We start from the raw sequence: 15,973 nt of genomic DNA on the forward strand, positions 1-15,973 counted from the left end.
CATCGGTTAGAAATTGGTGTGTTCGCGGGCCTGGCGGCCAATCGATGTCGGCGGAAAGACTAGCAAAAAAATGACGCCAGTCCGTCTGTGAAATTTCCTCAATTGGAATAAATAAATCTATTCTTCGTCAATATGCCGCATCGTGACAAACGACGGGCAACAATTACGCATTGAAATCGATTTATTTTCCGGCAATTCCGAAAATTTTACATATCCTGACAACTGGCCTTCAGATGCGCCAGGCGCGCCTGCGGATGGATCTCGGGCGCGCCTCGCGGCTCTTCAGGCCCGCGTTATTCGTTCTCGTCGAGCTGCGGCAGCTTGCCCGGATTCATCCGAAAACGGCGGATGGGCTCGTTGCGCAGCGCCTCCCGATAGGCGGAGGCAGCGACAAGGATCAGCAGCACGGCAATGCCGGCGAGTAAATGCAGGTTCATGACTTCACCTCGGGTCAAGAGAATCCGTGGCTTAAAGTAGCACGACAAAAGCGGTAAATAATTCGCTGCTGCATCTGCTTATGCTCAATTACAATTCGTCACAAATCGCCAATTAATTCAATTCACCACGCAATTTTTTATCGATTTTTTACCCGCGCTGTGCACTAGCATGTCATGCACCGCAGGCGCGTATGGCGCCCGCGCGAATTCGTTTTTCCTCCGTCAGAATAAGGACCGCGCATGAGCGACTCAGCACTGGATGCCGCCGGCTCATCCCTGCCCCTCTCCCCGCCTCGCACGGCCGCCACGCCGCGCGCCCAGAGCGAAGCGCGCGCCGACAGCGCCGGCAAGGAGCATGTCATCGACGCCATGCGGGGCTTTGCCGCGCTGCTGGTGGCGTATTTTCATTGCCGCCAGGTGGAATGGGTCGGCATGCAGGCGTTTCACCAGAGCGTGGGCCACGCATTCAGTCTGAATTCGATTGCCGCGTATTTGACGTTCCCGATTGCCTGGGGCTCCGCGGGCGTGCCGATTTTCTTCGTGATCAGCGGCTATTGCATTCACCGCGGCGGCGCGCTGCGCCTGGCCGGCAATCCCGCTTACCGGCTCGATACGGGCAATTTCTGGGTGCGCCGCTTTGCGCGCATTTATCCCGTGCTGCTCGCCGCACTGGTGCTGACCTTTGCGCTCGACTGGTTCAGCCTGCAACTGCCGCCCGTCAGTCACAAGATCCGCGAGATCGGCCTGCAGGCTTTCCTCGTCAATCTGTTTTCGCTGCAAGGCGTGGCCGGCAAGACGTTCGGCTCGAACGGCGCGCTCTGGACGCTCTCGCTCGAAGTGCAGTTCTACGCGATCTATCCGCTACTGTTCGCACTGCGCCGGCGCATCGGCATGACCTCCGTGCTGGCGATCGTCGCGGTCATCAACGTGGTGTCCGCCTACGTGCTCGAACGGCATGACATTCAGTTCTTCACGTCGTACTGGTTTTCGTGGACGCTCGGCGCGTGGATCGCCGACGCCCGTGCCCGTCGCGCGCCGCAGGCTCGCTCCTCGGTGTGGCTCTACGCGCTCGCTGCGGGGTTCGTCGCGCTCGGCTGCGCCGCGTTCCATTTCGGCCAGTACGGTGCGTTCCAGCTCTGGGCCATCGGCTTCGCGTTCTACCTGTACAAGGCGCTGGAGCGCGGCAACGCGGACCGCGGCCCTGCGTTCGGCACGCGTCTGCTCGGGCGGTTCGGTGACTTCAGTTTCTCGCTCTATCTGATCCATTTGCCCATCTTCGTGCTGTTGTCGTCGCTGCTATTCCGCTCGTCGCTGCAAATGTCGATCTGGCCGTCGTTCGGCTACATGCTGGTGGCCGTGCCGGTGGCCTATGTGTTCTACCGGCTGGTCGAACTGCCGGCCATGAAATGGTCGGCCAGCTTCAAGCCGAAAGCGGCTTTGAAAAAGGCTTGAACCAAGGCCTCAAAACCACGCGATAAAAAAACGGAGCGAACGTCGTGAGACTTTCGCTCCGCTGCGCCAACGGCAGGGACTGGCCATGTCCCTGCCTACCCCCGCGTAAAAACCTTCCTAAGCCGTTTTCGGCCCCGCCACGCGCTTCAGAATCCGCTCGACACCCTCGACATAGGTTGCGGTGCCGAACCGGCTCAGCGCCGTTTGATAGCCGTTCCTGACCAGCCGGTTGCGCAGTTCGTCGTTCGAGCGCAATTCAGCGAGCGCGTCGGCAAGGCCGTGCGCGTCCCCCGGCGTGCACAGCACGCCGTTCTCGTAGTCGTCGATGATCTCCAGCACGCCGCCCGCGCGTGCCGCCACCACCGGCCGCTGCGCCAGCATGCCTTCGACGATCACGCGGCCGAACGGCTCCGGCGTGATCGACGTATGCACGACCGCATCGACCGCGCACATGCAGGCCGCGATATCGTGCTGGAAGCCAAGAAAATGCACACGGCCGCCGAGGTTGTGCGCGGCGACGAACGCGTGCAGTTCGATCTCGTACTGGTCCTCGCCAAAGAGCGGCGCGCCCACTAGCACCGCATGCATCTGCGGGTTGAGCACCATCGCTTCGAGCAGCACGTGCTGCCCCTTCCAGCGTGCGAGGCGGCTGAACGAGCCGACCAGAAACGCATCCTCAGGCAAGCCGAGGCGCTTGCGCAGCGTCGCTTGCGGCACCGGGCGCAAGGCGTCGAACGGCGCGGCGGAAATGCCGTTGAACACCACGTCGATGCGTTTTTCGTCGAACTGCGTGAGCTCGGCGAATGCGCGCGCCGACGCGGCCGAATTGGCGATCACATGCGTGAGGCCCAGACGCGCGCACCATTTGATGATCGCCAGTTGCTTGCCGCCGAAATGCTCGGGGCTCACGATATCGCGCAGATGCCAGACCACCGGGCGCCGCGCCAGCTTGCCTGCGATCGCGCCGATCACCATGGCGCGCTGCGTGTTCGCGTAGATCACGTCGACCTTGCGCGCGCGTTTGGCCGTGGCGCGCACGAGCGACAGCAGGCCCTTGAGCGCCTGGCCCTTCGGCAATGAACCGCCCTGCTTGCGAACATGGCGCAGCGCGCCCGCATCCAGCACGTCGACGGCCACACCCGCTTTGGCGAGCGCGGTGCGGAACGGGCCGTCGTCGAACAGCACGACCTCGATGCGCGAGCGCAACGCCTTGACGATTTCCAGCAGCGACAGTTCGGCGCCGCCGAGCACGCCGCTTTGATCGACGGCCAGAATGCGCGGACCGTTCGCAACGGTTGGCGCTTTATACGGCACGTACGGCGGCAGCGTCGCCGTACGCAACGCCGGCACAGCCGCCCGCACATGCGCGAAGAAGCGCTCGCGGAAATGCGCGGCGGAAAACTGCTCGGCGTTCGCGCGGCAATCCACCGGCGAAAAACGCTTCACGTGGCCGTCGAAACGCTCGACCGCGGCGATGATCGACTCGGCGTTCTGTTCGTCGAAGAACATGCCGGTGGGCCGCGGCTCGGACAGATCGCGTACGGTTTCGAGCGCGCCGCCCTTGCCGTAGGCGATCACCGGCGTGCCGCACGCCTGCGCTTCGACCACCGAAATGCCGAAGTCTTCTTCCGCGGCGAACACGAAGGCCTTGGCGCGGCTCATGCGGTCCTTGAGCACCTTGAACGGCTGGTAGCCCATGATCTCCACGTTCGGCCCCGCTTTCGCGCGGATTTTCTGCATGTCGGGACCGTCGCCGATCACGACGAGCTTGCGCTCCGGCATGCGCGCGAACGCCTCGACGATCAGATCGATCTTCTTGTACGGCACCATGCGCGAGGCAGTCACATAAAAGTCGTCCTTGTCGGTGCAGAGCGCGAAGGCTTCGACATCGACCGGCGGAAAGATCACCTGCGCATCGCGCTGATAGACCTTCTTGATGCGCCGCGCGATGAACTCGGAATTGGCGACGAAACCATCCACCGCATTCGAGGTGCGGATATCCCAGTTGCGCATGTAGTGCAGAATCAGCCGCGCCATGGCCGACTTCGGGCCGCTGGTCAGCTTCGACTGCTTGAGATATTGATGCTGCAAGTCCCACGCATAGCGGATCGGCGAATGCACGTAGCTGATATGCACCTGGTCGGGGCCGGTCAGAATGCCCTTGGCGACCGCGTGGCTGCTCGAAATCACCACGTCGTACGCGGACACGTCGAGCTGTTCGATCGCGAGCGGCATCAACGGCAGATACGAGCGGTACTTGGTGCGCGCGAGCGGCAGCTTCTGGATGAACGAGGTCGTGACGGACTTGCCACGCAGAAAGCTGCGGTCGTCGAGAAAATCGACGAGACTGAACAGATCCGCGTCCGGAAAGCACGCGACGATCTGTTCGAGCACCTTCTCCGCCCCTGCATAGGTGACGAGCCAGTCGTGCACGATCGCAACGCGCACTGTTTTATCGGCGCGCAACGCGGCGCGCCGCGGCGGCGCCTGAACGCCGGGAACGGTGGTGAGTTCGGCCAGTGCGCTGCGCGTCGCGGGTTGCAGCACGGCTTCTTCAAGGACTTCGTGGTTCATGCGCTTTTCCTCGGATTCAGTCGCAACAGCAGTGAACGCGCAAGATCGCGCAAGGCGGGTGTCATCGTGATCGACCAGGCGACATTCGCGCCTACCATCAATACGCCGGCAACAATCGCCATTGCGAGACTCGGCAGGAAGCTGGCGAGCCACAGGCTGGCCAGCAGAAAGGCAAGGTGGGCGAGCATGTCGAGCGCGATCTGCTTCGCGCGAATCGCCGACAGGCGCAGCAACACGGCGTAGTCGAACAGCGCCCGGCCGGCCACGGCCACCGCCGCGCCGGTCAGACCGAAATGCGTGATGCCGAACCACAATGCCCCTGCAAACAGGGGCAATTCGAACAAACCGACGCGCGCGGCCGTGGCCGGATTGACCTGCGACTGGATCAGAATCCGCGTGACGTTCGCCTGGCCGACGAGCCACACGGCGACGATCATGATGCGGCCCACCGGCGCCGCCACGGTGGCGATCTCGTTGCCGACCCACAGGTGCAGGAACGGCTCGAGCACCAGCATCGCGACCAGCGCGACGGGTGTGAACACGCCGTTGAGAAATTCGAGCGACTGCTGGGTGATGGTGTCGGCGTCGGCGCGTCCGACTGCGGAGAGCCTTGGAAACAGCGTGCGCACCAGCGCCGTCGGCACGATATTCAGACGCGTCACGAGGTTTTGCGGCACCGTGTAATACGTGACGAAACGCGCGCCGAGACTCGTACCGAGCATCACGCGATCGAGCGAGTCGGCGATCATGGTGGTGACGCTCGCAATCAGCATCCAGCCACCGAAATTGAAAAGCCCCTTCGCCACGCCGAATTGCGGCGGCAGAATGCGGCGGATCTCCAGCACTTTCACCGCGGAGCGGCCCAGCAGCAGCGCGGCCACGATCCGCGCGAACACCGCTGCGGCCAGCACGTTCTGCAAGGTCGCGCCCATCCACAGCGCGGCGCCGAGCGGCAGCAACTGGAACAGAAACGTGCCGATGGTCTGATTGGTGTTATAGACGCCGAAGCGTTCCGCGCCGTTGATCGCGCCCGCAAACACCCACGACACGTTGGCGATCGGAATCGCCACCGCGAGCCACGGCAGCGCCATATACACCTCGTGCTGCAGCTCGGGCGACACCTTGGTGAAATACGCGGTGTAGAGAAACGCGCCGAAATAGATGATCAATCCGCCGATCACGCCGGTCGCGAGATTGAGCCACGTCGCGCTCCAGAACACGCGCGCGCTCTCGTCCTTGTCGCCGCTTGCGCGCGCCTTCGAGATGTGATTCTGCGCGGCCATGCTCATGCCGAGATCGAGTATCCCGAAGTAGCCGATCAGCGTCCACACGAGGCTGATCACGCCGTAGCGCTCGACGCCGAGCAGCTTGATATACGACGGCACGGTCACGAGCGAGACGAAAGTCGGCAACACCAGCCCGAAAAAGTTGATCGCTACGTTCTTGAGAATGCCTTTGTCCATCGGATGCCTTGAGTTGACTGCATTACCTGGGATGGCTGATTACCTGCGAAGCGCTGAGCGCCGTCACGGTTTCCAGCGGTACATCATCACTTTGCCGCGCGCGTCTTCCTCGACGAACACGAGGTACTCGCCATTGGCGCGCTTCGCGGCGCTGATGCCGTTCGGCACATCGACCCAGCCCGACGCGCCGCCCACTTCCGGGCCTGGCCGGATCACGCCGATCTCCTTGCCGCTTTCCTTGTCCCACACGTGCACCGCGCCAACCGGCTCGACGCCGAAAATGTATTGGCCTTCGACCGTGAGGCCGATGATGGTGGCGATGGGTTTGCTCTGCGTCTGCCACGGCAGCGTGATCGCATAGCGCTGCACCGGATTGCCGCTAGACCATTTGTCGTAGCGCACCAGCACGCGGCCCACTTCTTTCCAGAAGCCGCGATCGACCGGCGTGTCGGGCGTGTAGCCCGTTACGTACATCGTGTCGGTGTCGGGGTCGTAAATCGCACGGTGCAATTCCGTGAACGGTTGCGGCACTGGGTACTGCGTCATGTTCGAATACGAGTAGACCGGATTGCCCTTCGCATCCAGCCCGCCGAAACGGAAGCGATAGATGCCCTTGGTATCGCGCGTGCGCCAGATGTCGCCGGCGGTGTCGACCCACCAGCCCCAGCCGCCCGCGAGCTTCGTGCCGCTCGTATTGAGCGTGAATTCGTCGGTGTTGAACTTGCCGTCGCCGTTCGCATCGCGCCAGATCCAGTCGCCGCCCGGCGGCGCATTCGGCACCTTGGCCACCGCGCGCTCGCGTCCCGCGATAAAGCCGGAAGGAATCGCCGTTTCGCCGTCGTGCTGCGAGTCGAAGCGATAGATCTTCAGATGGTCCGCGTACATGTCCGTGAGATACAGGAAAGTGCGGCCCTTCAGTTTGCGGGCGATCGGCAGACCCGGATACTGATCGGTGTGAAACACCGGATCGTCCGGATACCTGAAGCGGTTCGACAGAAAGCCCGCGTATTTCCAGTCCTGTCCCGCGGGCTTCGACAGATCGAGTTCGAAGCGCTTATTACCCGTATAGACGCTGTCTGGCCGCGACGGATCGATCCACGCGCTGTCGACGAACAGCAGCCCCTGCACCTGCCAGTTCTGCTTGCCGTCGGGCGCATAGCTTTCGAGCGTCGCTCCGAGACCCGCGCCGATCGGCTCGTAACGCGGACCAATCCCGTTGGTCGACACGTACACGTTGCCGCGCGCATCCACGCCCACGCCGGTCAGGCCGTTGAAACGCTGCGGGCCCGGCTTGCCGGCGACGCCGCTGAAAATGCCGCCGCGCTCGCCGAGCGAACCCGACTCGGCATAACGGCCGTTGTTCTTGCTGAAATACAGCACCTGCTGACGCGGACCGTTATCCGCGATCAGGATGCGGCCTTGTGCATCGACCGCGATATCCACCGCGATCGTTCCGGCAGGCAGCGTGAAGTTTTCGTCGATGCGTTTGCCCGCGGCCGTGTAGTGCTCGACATGCGGCTCACGGTCGTTGCGCGTGCCGCTCAACACCCACAGCGTGCCGTCCGGCGCCAGCGCGAGTCGGCCCGGCTCATGCACGCTCCAGGTGGTTTTCTGCTGCATCGATTCCGCGTCGTACACCTCGATACGATCGCGCGCGGTGTTCGCCGCAAACAACGTGGTGTCGTTCGCCGCGAGGCCGCCGATCTCGGCGCTCGTGCCGGTCGGCACTTCGTTCATCATCAGGAAGCCGGCCGCCAGTTGCGCGTGCGGGTCGGCGCTTTTCGCGGCGGGCTGGAACGGCGCGGCGCGTTTCGGATCGCCGATCTGCCGGCGCGAGATGCCGAACCATTGCTTGCCCTTTTCGGGCCACACGCCCTGCTCGACGAGGCGCCCCTTCTCGTTGCCGACCGCGATCGCAACGAACGCGTACTTGCGATTCACCGCGACCGCGTTGCCGCCGCCGTTGCCCCAGCCATGCGTGCCGCCCGCGAAGCCGAGCATCTTGCCGTTCTGATAGACGCTCGCTTCAGCGCCGCTTTCGTCCCACGGCGCGTTCGTATAGACCTTGCCGTCCGGCGCCACCGCAATCGCGGTGATGTTGATCTGCGCCCAGGTGCCGTCGCCGAAACCGAAGGTATTGCCGATCCACGACGTTTTCGCGTTCAACGCGGTTTCCGCATGAGCCGTGAAACTGGCCGATCCCGCAGCCAGTCCGACGGCACACGCAAAGACAGCGAGCCAGCTTTTGAACGTGAAACGGGGCAAAGGTATTTCCTCCAATCAGCGCCGCGCGCGGGCAATATGGCTCGCGCGGAAACACAACTCAATGAAATGACGCTACGAATCGCGGCCGATCTCGTGATGCAAACCGCTAGAAGCCGTGCAAGGACATGAGACAGATTCGTGCGGAACGGGGCACGGACCGAGCGTCGTCGACGGGACGGCCGCCGCAAGTCCGGGGGCCCGGCGGCAAGCGAAGCGCGCAGCCCACGCGCCGTCCTTGGCCACCCAATCCGCACGGCTCACATTACGCGGAAAAAACACCGCGACGAAAATCGAAAATAATTCAAAAATATTCGACGCCTTAAGCGTTGTGAAAGAAAACCATTAAAAATTGATTAAAACGAAATCAAGTACGGCGCACATCCGCACGCGCCCCTCGGCACCCATCCTTACCGATGCGCAGCAACGCGATCCGCACTTATTACATATCCCGTCATCCGTTCGACTCAAGCATAAAAATCCATTGCGAATGGATAACGAAACACCCTGTTGCAATCTGATTCATTTATCCAATTCATTCCCGTTTTTTCACGATTTTATTTTCCCTAGAATCGATTGCACTTCCGTTGCGATGCGAAGCGAGCGCGCCTGTTCCCCGGAACCCTCGCGCGATCCTTCGCCCGGCCCATCTGCTTCACACCATGGACGGTTCATGACTGCCAGCGCACTGCCCCTAGCGCCTTCCCACTCCCGCCGCATCGTGCAGCTCGACGGCTTGCGCGCCATCGCCGTGCTCGCCGTGTTCGCGCAGCACGCGTTGAAAGCGCCGCTGTGGATGGGCGTCGATCTGTTTTTTGTTTTGAGCGGCTTTCTGATTACCGGCATCCTGCTCGAGCGCAAAGCGCGTCAGCAGTCGTATTTCGGCTATTTCTACGCACGCCGCGCGCGCCGCATCCTGCCGCCGTACGTGCTGCTGATGGTGGTGTCGTCGATTCTGTTCGGCCTCGGCTGGGCGCAGCACTGGCAGTGGTACGCGTTCTTCGCGACCAATATCGGCGACGCGCTCAATCAGAGCGGTCACGACAGTCTGAACGTGCTGTGGTCGCTCGCCGTCGAAGAGCAGTTCTACATTGTCTGGCCGTTCGTGATCCTGCTCGTGCCCGAGCGCGTGCTCGGCTACGTGGCCGCCGCGTTGATCCTGCTGGTGCCCGTGCTGCGCGCGGTGGCCACGCCCTGGTTCGATTCGTTCTGGCCGATCTATTACCTGACGCCGTTCCGCATGGACCTGCTCGCAGCCGGCGCGCTACTCGCGGTGGCCGTGCGGCGTGACCGTAATGCGCTCGAGCCTTACAAAGGCGTCGCCGTGCTGGGATTGGTCGCGGCGCTAGCGGTACTCGCGTGGCTGCATCTGCACTTTCCCCGCTTTCGCGCGGCCAATACGCCGCTCTCGAACGCCGGGCTCTACAGCGTTTCGTTGGTGCTTTGTACTTCCGTCGTGGTCATCGCCCTGCAAAGCAAGGGCATCGTCAAACGGCTGCTGTGCAATCCCGTGCTGGTCTATATCGGCACCATCAGCTACACGATTTATCTGATTCACCTGAGCGTGCTGTACGCGCTGTGGCCGCTGCATCTGAACCGCTTCGTGACCGCCGCGCTCGCGCTCGCGATCACGCTCGTCTACGCCACCGTCACGTGGTTCGCGTTCGAGAAGCGCCTGATTTTCGGCTCGGCGGGCAACGCGCATGCGCCGACGCAGGCCGCCAATGGCGGCGGCGTCAGCACCGCGCCGCAAGCGCCGCAAAGCCGCGCATGAAGTGGATGAAGCGCCGTGCACGGCTCGCTGCAAGCGCATGCGCCGCGGCATCGCTCATCGCATCCGCCGCGTTCGCCGCGGCGCCGGGCCCGCGATCGCAAGTGCTGATCGAGGCCTACGGCGACTCGACGACGCTCGGCATTACCTGCAGCGGCGGCCATTGCGGTCCGCAGGCGCAGAACGCCGTGGCGTACCTGCAGGATGAATTGCAGGCGCGGCACGGCGAACGGGTGCTGGTCACGAACTACGGCGTGGGCAACACGATGGCGACGCAGCTGCGCGACGGCACGGGCATTCGCCGCGCCGGCCCGACGGCCGGGTTGCCGTGGCGGGAACGGCTCGCCGCCTCGCCCGCGCAGATCGTGCTGATCAACTACGGCATCAACGAAGTGATGCAGAACCAGACGCCGGAGCAGTTCTACACAGCCGAAACGACGCTCGTGAAAACCGCTCGCGCGCTCGGCAAGCAGCCGGTTCTGCAGACCGCGAACCCGATGCCCGACAACCGGCTCAACGCGCGGCTCGCGACGATGGTCGCCATGACGCGCCGCGTGGCCGCCGAGCAGCAGATCCCGCTCGTCGACCAGTTCGCCTACATCAGCAGTCTGCCGGACTGGAAGACGCTGATGTCCGACGGCGCGCATCCCAAGCCGGATTTGTACCGGCTGAAGGCCGAACAGGATTTTCAGGTCGTCGAACCGTTGGTGCGGCGGCTGTTGGACGGCACGCCCTGAAACGCTTTTTCAAGTGCGTTTCGTGCATTGGGTGCATTGGGTGCTTTTTGATGCTTGCGAAACGTGCTTCTGAGATGCGCTTCCGAGTGTGCCGATGAAATGCGCCCTAGCCGGCGCGACTGCTTTTTCTTTTTCTCTTTTAACAATCTCGAAGGCAAGCTATGAGCCAACCACGCAAAGCGATCATCACCGGCGTATCCGGACAGGACGGCGCCTATCTGACCAAACTGCTGCTCGACAAGGGCTATATCGTGACCGGCACTTACCGGCGCACGAGTTCCGTCAATTTCTGGCGCATGCGTGAGCTCGGCGTGCTCGATCATCCGAATCTGCGTCTGGTCGAACACGATCTGACCGACCTCGGCTCGACGCTGCGCCTGCTCGAAGGCGCGCAAGCCGATGAGCTGTACAACCTCGCCGCGCAAAGCTTCGTGGGCGTCTCGTTCGACCAGCCGGTGACCACCGCCGAAGTGACCGGCATCGGCGCATTGAATCTGCTGGAAGGCATCCGTATCCTGAATCCGAAGACGCGCTACTACCAGGCGTCGACGTCGGAAATGTTCGGCCTCGTGCAGGCCGTTCCGCAACGCGAGGACACGCCCTTCTATCCGCGCAGCCCGTATGGCGTCGCCAAGCTGTTCGCGCACTGGTCGACCATCAACTATCGCGAGTCGTATGGCCTCTTTGCGAGCAGCGGGATTCTGTTCAATCACGAATCGCCGCTGCGTGGCCGCGAATTCGTCACCCGCAAGATCACCGACACCGTCGCCAAGATCAAGCTCGGCAAGCAGGACGTGCTCGAGCTTGGCAACCTGAGCGCCAAGCGCGACTGGGGCTTCGCGCTCGAATACGTGGAAGGCATGTGGCGCATGCTGCAAGCCGACGAACCGGACACCTTCGTGCTCGCCACCGGCCGCACCGAAACGGTCCGAGATTTCGTGCGTATGGCGTTTTCGGCAGCGGGCTATCAGCTCGAATGGTCGGGCAAGGAAGAGCGCGAATCCGGTATCGACGTCGCCACCGGCAAGACGCTGGTGCGCGTGAATCCGAAGTTCTATCGCCCGGCCGAAGTGGACCTGCTGATCGGCTGCGCCGACAAGGCTCACGAAAAACTCGGCTGGAAGCCGGAAACCACGCTGGAGCAGTTGTGCCACATGATGGTTCATGCGGATCTCGGACGCAACGAGCATCACGAGACGTTCTGATCCCCAACGAAGATGCGCGGCCACGGTCGCGTATCTTCCATGCAAAAAAAGACGCGGAGCCTGATCCTGATGATCGAGGCTCCGCGTCTTTTTTATTTCATCGTGCCACGAGCGTAGTTCACGTCTGGCTCAGTGCACCCCACGCGCCGCAATCGCCTCGCTATACACCGAAGCCACCCGCTTCGCGATCACCGAGTTATCGAAGTTCTCGCGCGCATAGCGGCGGCATGCATCGGCATCGGGCAATTTCAGCGTGCCGTTGAGCGCGCCCGCGAGTCCATCCGCGATGGCTTTCGCGCCCGTCTCCGGCAGCACCAGATTCGGCGACAAACCCGCCACCGCCTCAGGCAAGCCGCCCACGGGCGTGACCAGTACCGGCGTACCCGAGGCCAGCGACTCGACCGTGATAAGGCCAAAGCCTTCCAGCGCCACCGTCGGCACGACGCTGATATTCGCCGCGCGGTACAGCGCCGCCAGATGCTGGTCGGGCACGAAACCCAGCAGCTTCACGTTGTCCTCCAGACCCGCCTCGGTGATGCGCGCCTGCAGTTCGCCCTCGAGCCGCCCTTTGCCGGCGATCAGCAGCAACACATCGGGCGAGCTGCGCTTGAGCAGCTTCACCGCATCGATCAGATCCTCGAGACCCATGCGGCGCACCAGACGCCGCACCGCCAGCACGATCGGCCGGTCTTGCGGCAATTGCAGCTTCAGACGCGCCTCAGCGGGCGAGATCGGCAGATTGAACTGCTCGACATCGACGCACCCGGGCACCACGCGCACACGGTCCGGCGCGATGCGATAGCGCGAGGTCAGAATCTTGCCGAACGCCTCGGACAGCACGATCAGCCGCGACGAGCGCGCATAGACCGATTGTTCCAGATAGCGCTTGGCGCGCTGGCCGAGCGAATCGGCGCCTTCCACGTGACTCTCGTCGGCCCACGGCCCCTGAAAGTGCGAGACCTGCGGTATGCCGCGCGTCACGTCGAGACCCGGAAAGGTATAGAGCGCGAAGTGCGAGGAAATCACGTCGGGGCGCGACGTGCTGATTTCCTGGCGCAGTGCGCGGCGCGCCGCCATCAGCCGCAAAGGCAGCGATTGCGCGGCGGAGCCGAAGCCGTTGATCGCGCCGCCGGTGTCGGCGGCCACTTTGGGCGAGCCGGCCACTACGCCGCGCACCGCGACGCCCGCGCCAGGCAACGCGCCGACCAGCGAGTAGTACATGCGGTCGAGGCCGCCCGCGCGCTCGGGGAACCAGTGCATCCCGATCTGCAGCGATTTGATAGAACTCGTCGTCATGGTTGTGACCCCTGTGCGTTTTGAGAGTTGTGATGGTTGAGCGATGAATGCGCCAGCCGGGTTAATGAACCCCGCAACGTCATTCCGCGCTCTTCTGACCGGCCAGCGTGTTCAGCGTCAACGCGTCGGTCTTGGCGACCGCTGCCGCTTCCGCCTCGCTTTGCCGGCGATGCTTCTGCTGCCCCGCGAGTTGGCGATACAGCGCGATGTATTGCGCGGCCATGCGCGCCCAGCCGAAGCCGGTCGCGAGTTCGTTGGCGGCGACGCCCATTGCGCGGCGCTCGACGTGGTTGTCGGCGAGACGTGCGACCGCGCGGGCCAGCGCCTTGGGATCGTCCGGATCGTCGAGCACGATGCCGCACTCCGGCGTGATGATTTCAGCGCCGCCCGCGGTGCGCGCCGTGACCACCGGCAAGCCCGCCGCCATCGCTTCGAGCAGAGACAGGCTCATCGCTTCATAGCGCGACGGAAACACGAAGGCGTCGACCGAATGCATCAGCACCGGCATCTCCTTCACGAGACCGAGAAAATGCACGCGATGCGCAATGCCGAGCGCCTTCGCCTCTTCCGGATACGGACTGCCCGGCAGGAAGCCCGCCACCGCCATCTGCACGTGCTCGGGCAGATACTTGAGCGCGGCGAGCACGGTGCCGAGGTTCTTGCGCGGTGTGCGCAGGTCGCCCACGAACAGCAGCAAAAACGCGTCCTTCGGCAGGCCGAATTTCTCCCGGTCGCCCGTAGCCGCGGCGAAGCCTTGCGTATCCACGCCGTTGTAGATCACATCGACACGGTTATCGGGCGTGAGACCGATCGCGTGAATCTCGTCGGCGACCTTTTGCGACACGGCCGTGATCACCTTCGAACGCCGGTAGGCCCAGCGTTCGAGCAGCGCATTGCAGCGCGTATAGACCGACTGATAGGCGGACCACACGCCCTTGGTGAGCCCGAACGGATAGTACTTGCTGCCGAACCAGCCGCTATGCACGAAGTGCGAGGTGTTGACGTCGGCGGGCATCCACGTGATGAAGCCGTTCACGTGCAGCACGTCGTATTCGCGGCGATGCGCGCGCAGCCACATCGCGCTCTTGAACGCGAACACCTGCTGGCGCAGCAGATTGGTCGGCCACCAGCGGCCGATTTTCATCGGCACCCAGCGGACGTTCGGATGCGCGAGCAGATCCGGCGCGACGTGCGAGGCGACCAGCGTGACGCCGATGTTCTCGTCGAGGGCCGCGCGCGCGATCTCGTGGTTGACGCGCCCCTGGCCGTCGTTATGGCGCACAACGTGCGTGACAATGGCGACTCTCAATCAGTGCCTCCGTGGAGAAATAGCGTGCGTCTGCGGTTTATCTTTTCGTAATGAACCGCGGAAAGGATCGAAAAAACACCCATGAAAAGCAGCAGTCCGCCCGTGCCGACCAGCGAATTGGTGAACACCAGCATCGCGAAAGTCGCGAGGCTCAGGCTCATGCAGGCGGACACGAATTTGTCGTTGCGCAGCTTGAACGACGCGAGCACCGCGCGCGTCACGAGCCAGATGATTCCGGACATATAGAGCAGCGTGCCGGGCCAGCCGAGCACGAACGGAATGTTCATCACGCCGCTGTCGAAGTTGCCGTACTGGCCGAGTTGGCCGCCGTCGTTCGAGAGCTTGGTGGAGGTGCCGGTGGCGCCCATGCCTTCGCCCGACACGTCGGTGAAGGCCGTTTTAGCGAAGGTCGCGTAGAACTCGTTACGGGCGGCGTAGCTCTGGTCGTCGTTCAGGTTGACGATAGTCGTGAGACGCGCCTGCATCCGCTCGGCCACCGGACCGACCGCCAGCAGCGGCACGCACAGCCCCGCCAACAGCACCGCGCTGGCGACGATGCGCACCCGCACCTTGTTGTTCGATTTGACGAGCTGAATCAGCAACGCGATGACCCAGCCGCCCCACGTCGAGCGCACGAGGCTCAGCGCGAATGCGAAAAAACCCAGCGCCGCCGCGACCCAGCGCACCCGGTGCGTGGCCGCCATGACGAACACCATCGCGCCCATCATCGCGAAGGCGAACGGTCCCGACGAGTTCATCGTGCTGAACACGCGCACGCCCATCGGCACCGGGTCGCCTTGCGAGTTCATCTGCGAGCCGAGCATCCACAGCGCGTCCCACTGCGGCATGATGAAGAACTGCACCAGACCGTAGCCGCCCATCACCAGCATGCCCCAGATGAACGTGTTGACGATGGTGTCGCGGTACTGCGGATACTGGCGCGTGTTCGCCATGATGTGAAAGCCGATCAGGATCGGATACAGCCAGTTCGCCAGGTCGTAAGTGGCCGCGAGCGGCCCGCTCGACATCACGCCCACGAGGAACGCATAGATGAGCCCGAGCAGGATCAGCAGCACCGGCAGGCCGCGCCGTTGCGCCAGCAGTTTGTAGTAGCGCAGGAGCGACAGCGCGCTGATCATCGTGACCGCGAGCGGCGCGACCTGGATCAGGCTGGTCGGCGTGAACGAACCCTTGGACCAGTCGGCCAGACGCCGCACTTCCGGGCTCAGGAACCACAGCCACCACATGAAGCCGATATAGCGCGCCGGGCTCTTGAAATAGAGCCACAGGCCCGTGAGGATCGCGAGCATCGGAAACGCGAGCGTGAGCACCGTGCCCTGATGCGCGCCGATCAGCAGCGTCGTGACGAACCACAGCAAAGCCTCCGGCAGCCATTCCTTGCGGCCGCGGGACGGCGCCCGTCCGGTGCCGTTCACGCTATCGGCGCTTCGCGCAATCGTCGACATC

At 63.3% G+C, this 15,973-nt stretch carries 11 protein-coding genes; 4 read left to right on the forward strand and 7 right to left on the reverse strand.

The window, feature by feature from the left end:
- Positions 1–293: 293 nt before the first annotated feature.
- On the reverse strand, positions 294–437 hold the full coding sequence (locus P0D96_RS09005; RefSeq protein WP_165923841.1) for a hypothetical protein: 144 nt from the start codon (positions 435–437) through the stop codon (positions 294–296).
- A 240-nt stretch (positions 438–677) separates the two neighbouring features.
- Here P0D96_RS09005 and P0D96_RS09010 point away from each other — a divergent pair, with 240 nt between their 5' ends.
- Complete coding sequence (locus P0D96_RS09010) at positions 678–1,889, forward strand: acyltransferase family protein (RefSeq protein ID WP_132374640.1); 1,212 nt, start codon at positions 678–680, stop codon at positions 1,887–1,889.
- 117 nt (positions 1,890–2,006) lie between these two features.
- Here P0D96_RS09010 and P0D96_RS09015 read toward each other — a convergent pair whose 3' ends face one another.
- The 3 genes from P0D96_RS09015 to P0D96_RS09025 form a co-directional block, all read right to left on the reverse strand.
- Positions 2,007–4,463, reverse strand: a complete 2,457-nt coding sequence (locus P0D96_RS09015; RefSeq protein ID WP_408175417.1) for a glycosyltransferase family 4 protein — start codon at positions 4,461–4,463, stop codon at positions 2,007–2,009.
- On the reverse strand, positions 4,460–5,926 hold the full coding sequence (locus P0D96_RS09020) for a flippase (protein WP_132374642.1): 1,467 nt from the start codon (positions 5,924–5,926) through the stop codon (positions 4,460–4,462). The genes P0D96_RS09015 and P0D96_RS09020 overlap by 4 nt, the downstream gene beginning before the upstream one ends.
- A 63-nt stretch (positions 5,927–5,989) precedes the next feature.
- Positions 5,990–8,191 (reverse strand): NHL repeat-containing protein, encoded by a 2,202-nt coding sequence (locus P0D96_RS09025; protein WP_408313076.1) that lies wholly within the window; start codon positions 8,189–8,191, stop codon positions 5,990–5,992.
- A 670-nt stretch (positions 8,192–8,861) separates the two neighbouring features.
- Here P0D96_RS09025 and P0D96_RS09030 point away from each other — a divergent pair.
- The 3 genes from P0D96_RS09030 (at position 8,862) to gmd (ending at position 11,901) form a co-directional block, all read left to right on the forward strand.
- A complete protein-coding gene (locus P0D96_RS09030) occupies positions 8,862–9,962 on the forward strand; it encodes an acyltransferase family protein (protein WP_408175420.1) in 1,101 nt (366 codons plus the stop codon).
- Between the two features lie 5 nt (positions 9,963–9,967).
- Positions 9,968–10,696, forward strand: coding sequence for an SGNH/GDSL hydrolase family protein (locus tag P0D96_RS09035; protein ID WP_408175786.1), 729 nt, complete (start codon positions 9,968–9,970; stop codon positions 10,694–10,696).
- Positions 10,697–10,857: 161 nt separating this feature from the next.
- Positions 10,858–11,901 (forward strand): GDP-mannose 4,6-dehydratase, encoded by a 1,044-nt coding sequence (gene gmd / locus P0D96_RS09040; protein WP_408286633.1) that lies wholly within the window; start codon positions 10,858–10,860, stop codon positions 11,899–11,901.
- Positions 11,902–12,030: 129 nt separating this feature from the next.
- On the opposite strand, the gene P0D96_RS09045 is transcribed toward gmd, so the two are convergent.
- The 3 genes from P0D96_RS09045 to P0D96_RS09055 form a co-directional block, all read right to left on the reverse strand.
- Entirely contained in the window at positions 12,031–13,197 is a 1,167-nt protein-coding gene (locus P0D96_RS09045; RefSeq protein WP_408175422.1) for a glycosyltransferase family 4 protein, read from the reverse strand.
- 79 nt (positions 13,198–13,276) lie between these two features.
- Entirely contained in the window at positions 13,277–14,506 is a 1,230-nt protein-coding gene (locus P0D96_RS09050; RefSeq protein ID WP_408175424.1) for a glycosyltransferase family 4 protein, read from the reverse strand.
- Positions 14,503–15,972, reverse strand: coding sequence for a glucose-6-phosphate isomerase (locus P0D96_RS09055; protein WP_132374647.1), 1,470 nt, complete (start codon positions 15,970–15,972; stop codon positions 14,503–14,505). The genes P0D96_RS09050 and P0D96_RS09055 overlap by 4 nt, the downstream gene beginning before the upstream one ends.
- Position 15,973 lies beyond the last annotated feature (1 nt).

The organism is Paraburkholderia sp. RL17-347-BIC-D (assembly GCF_046027915.1).
Classification (GTDB): Bacteria; Pseudomonadota; Gammaproteobacteria; order Burkholderiales; family Burkholderiaceae; genus Paraburkholderia.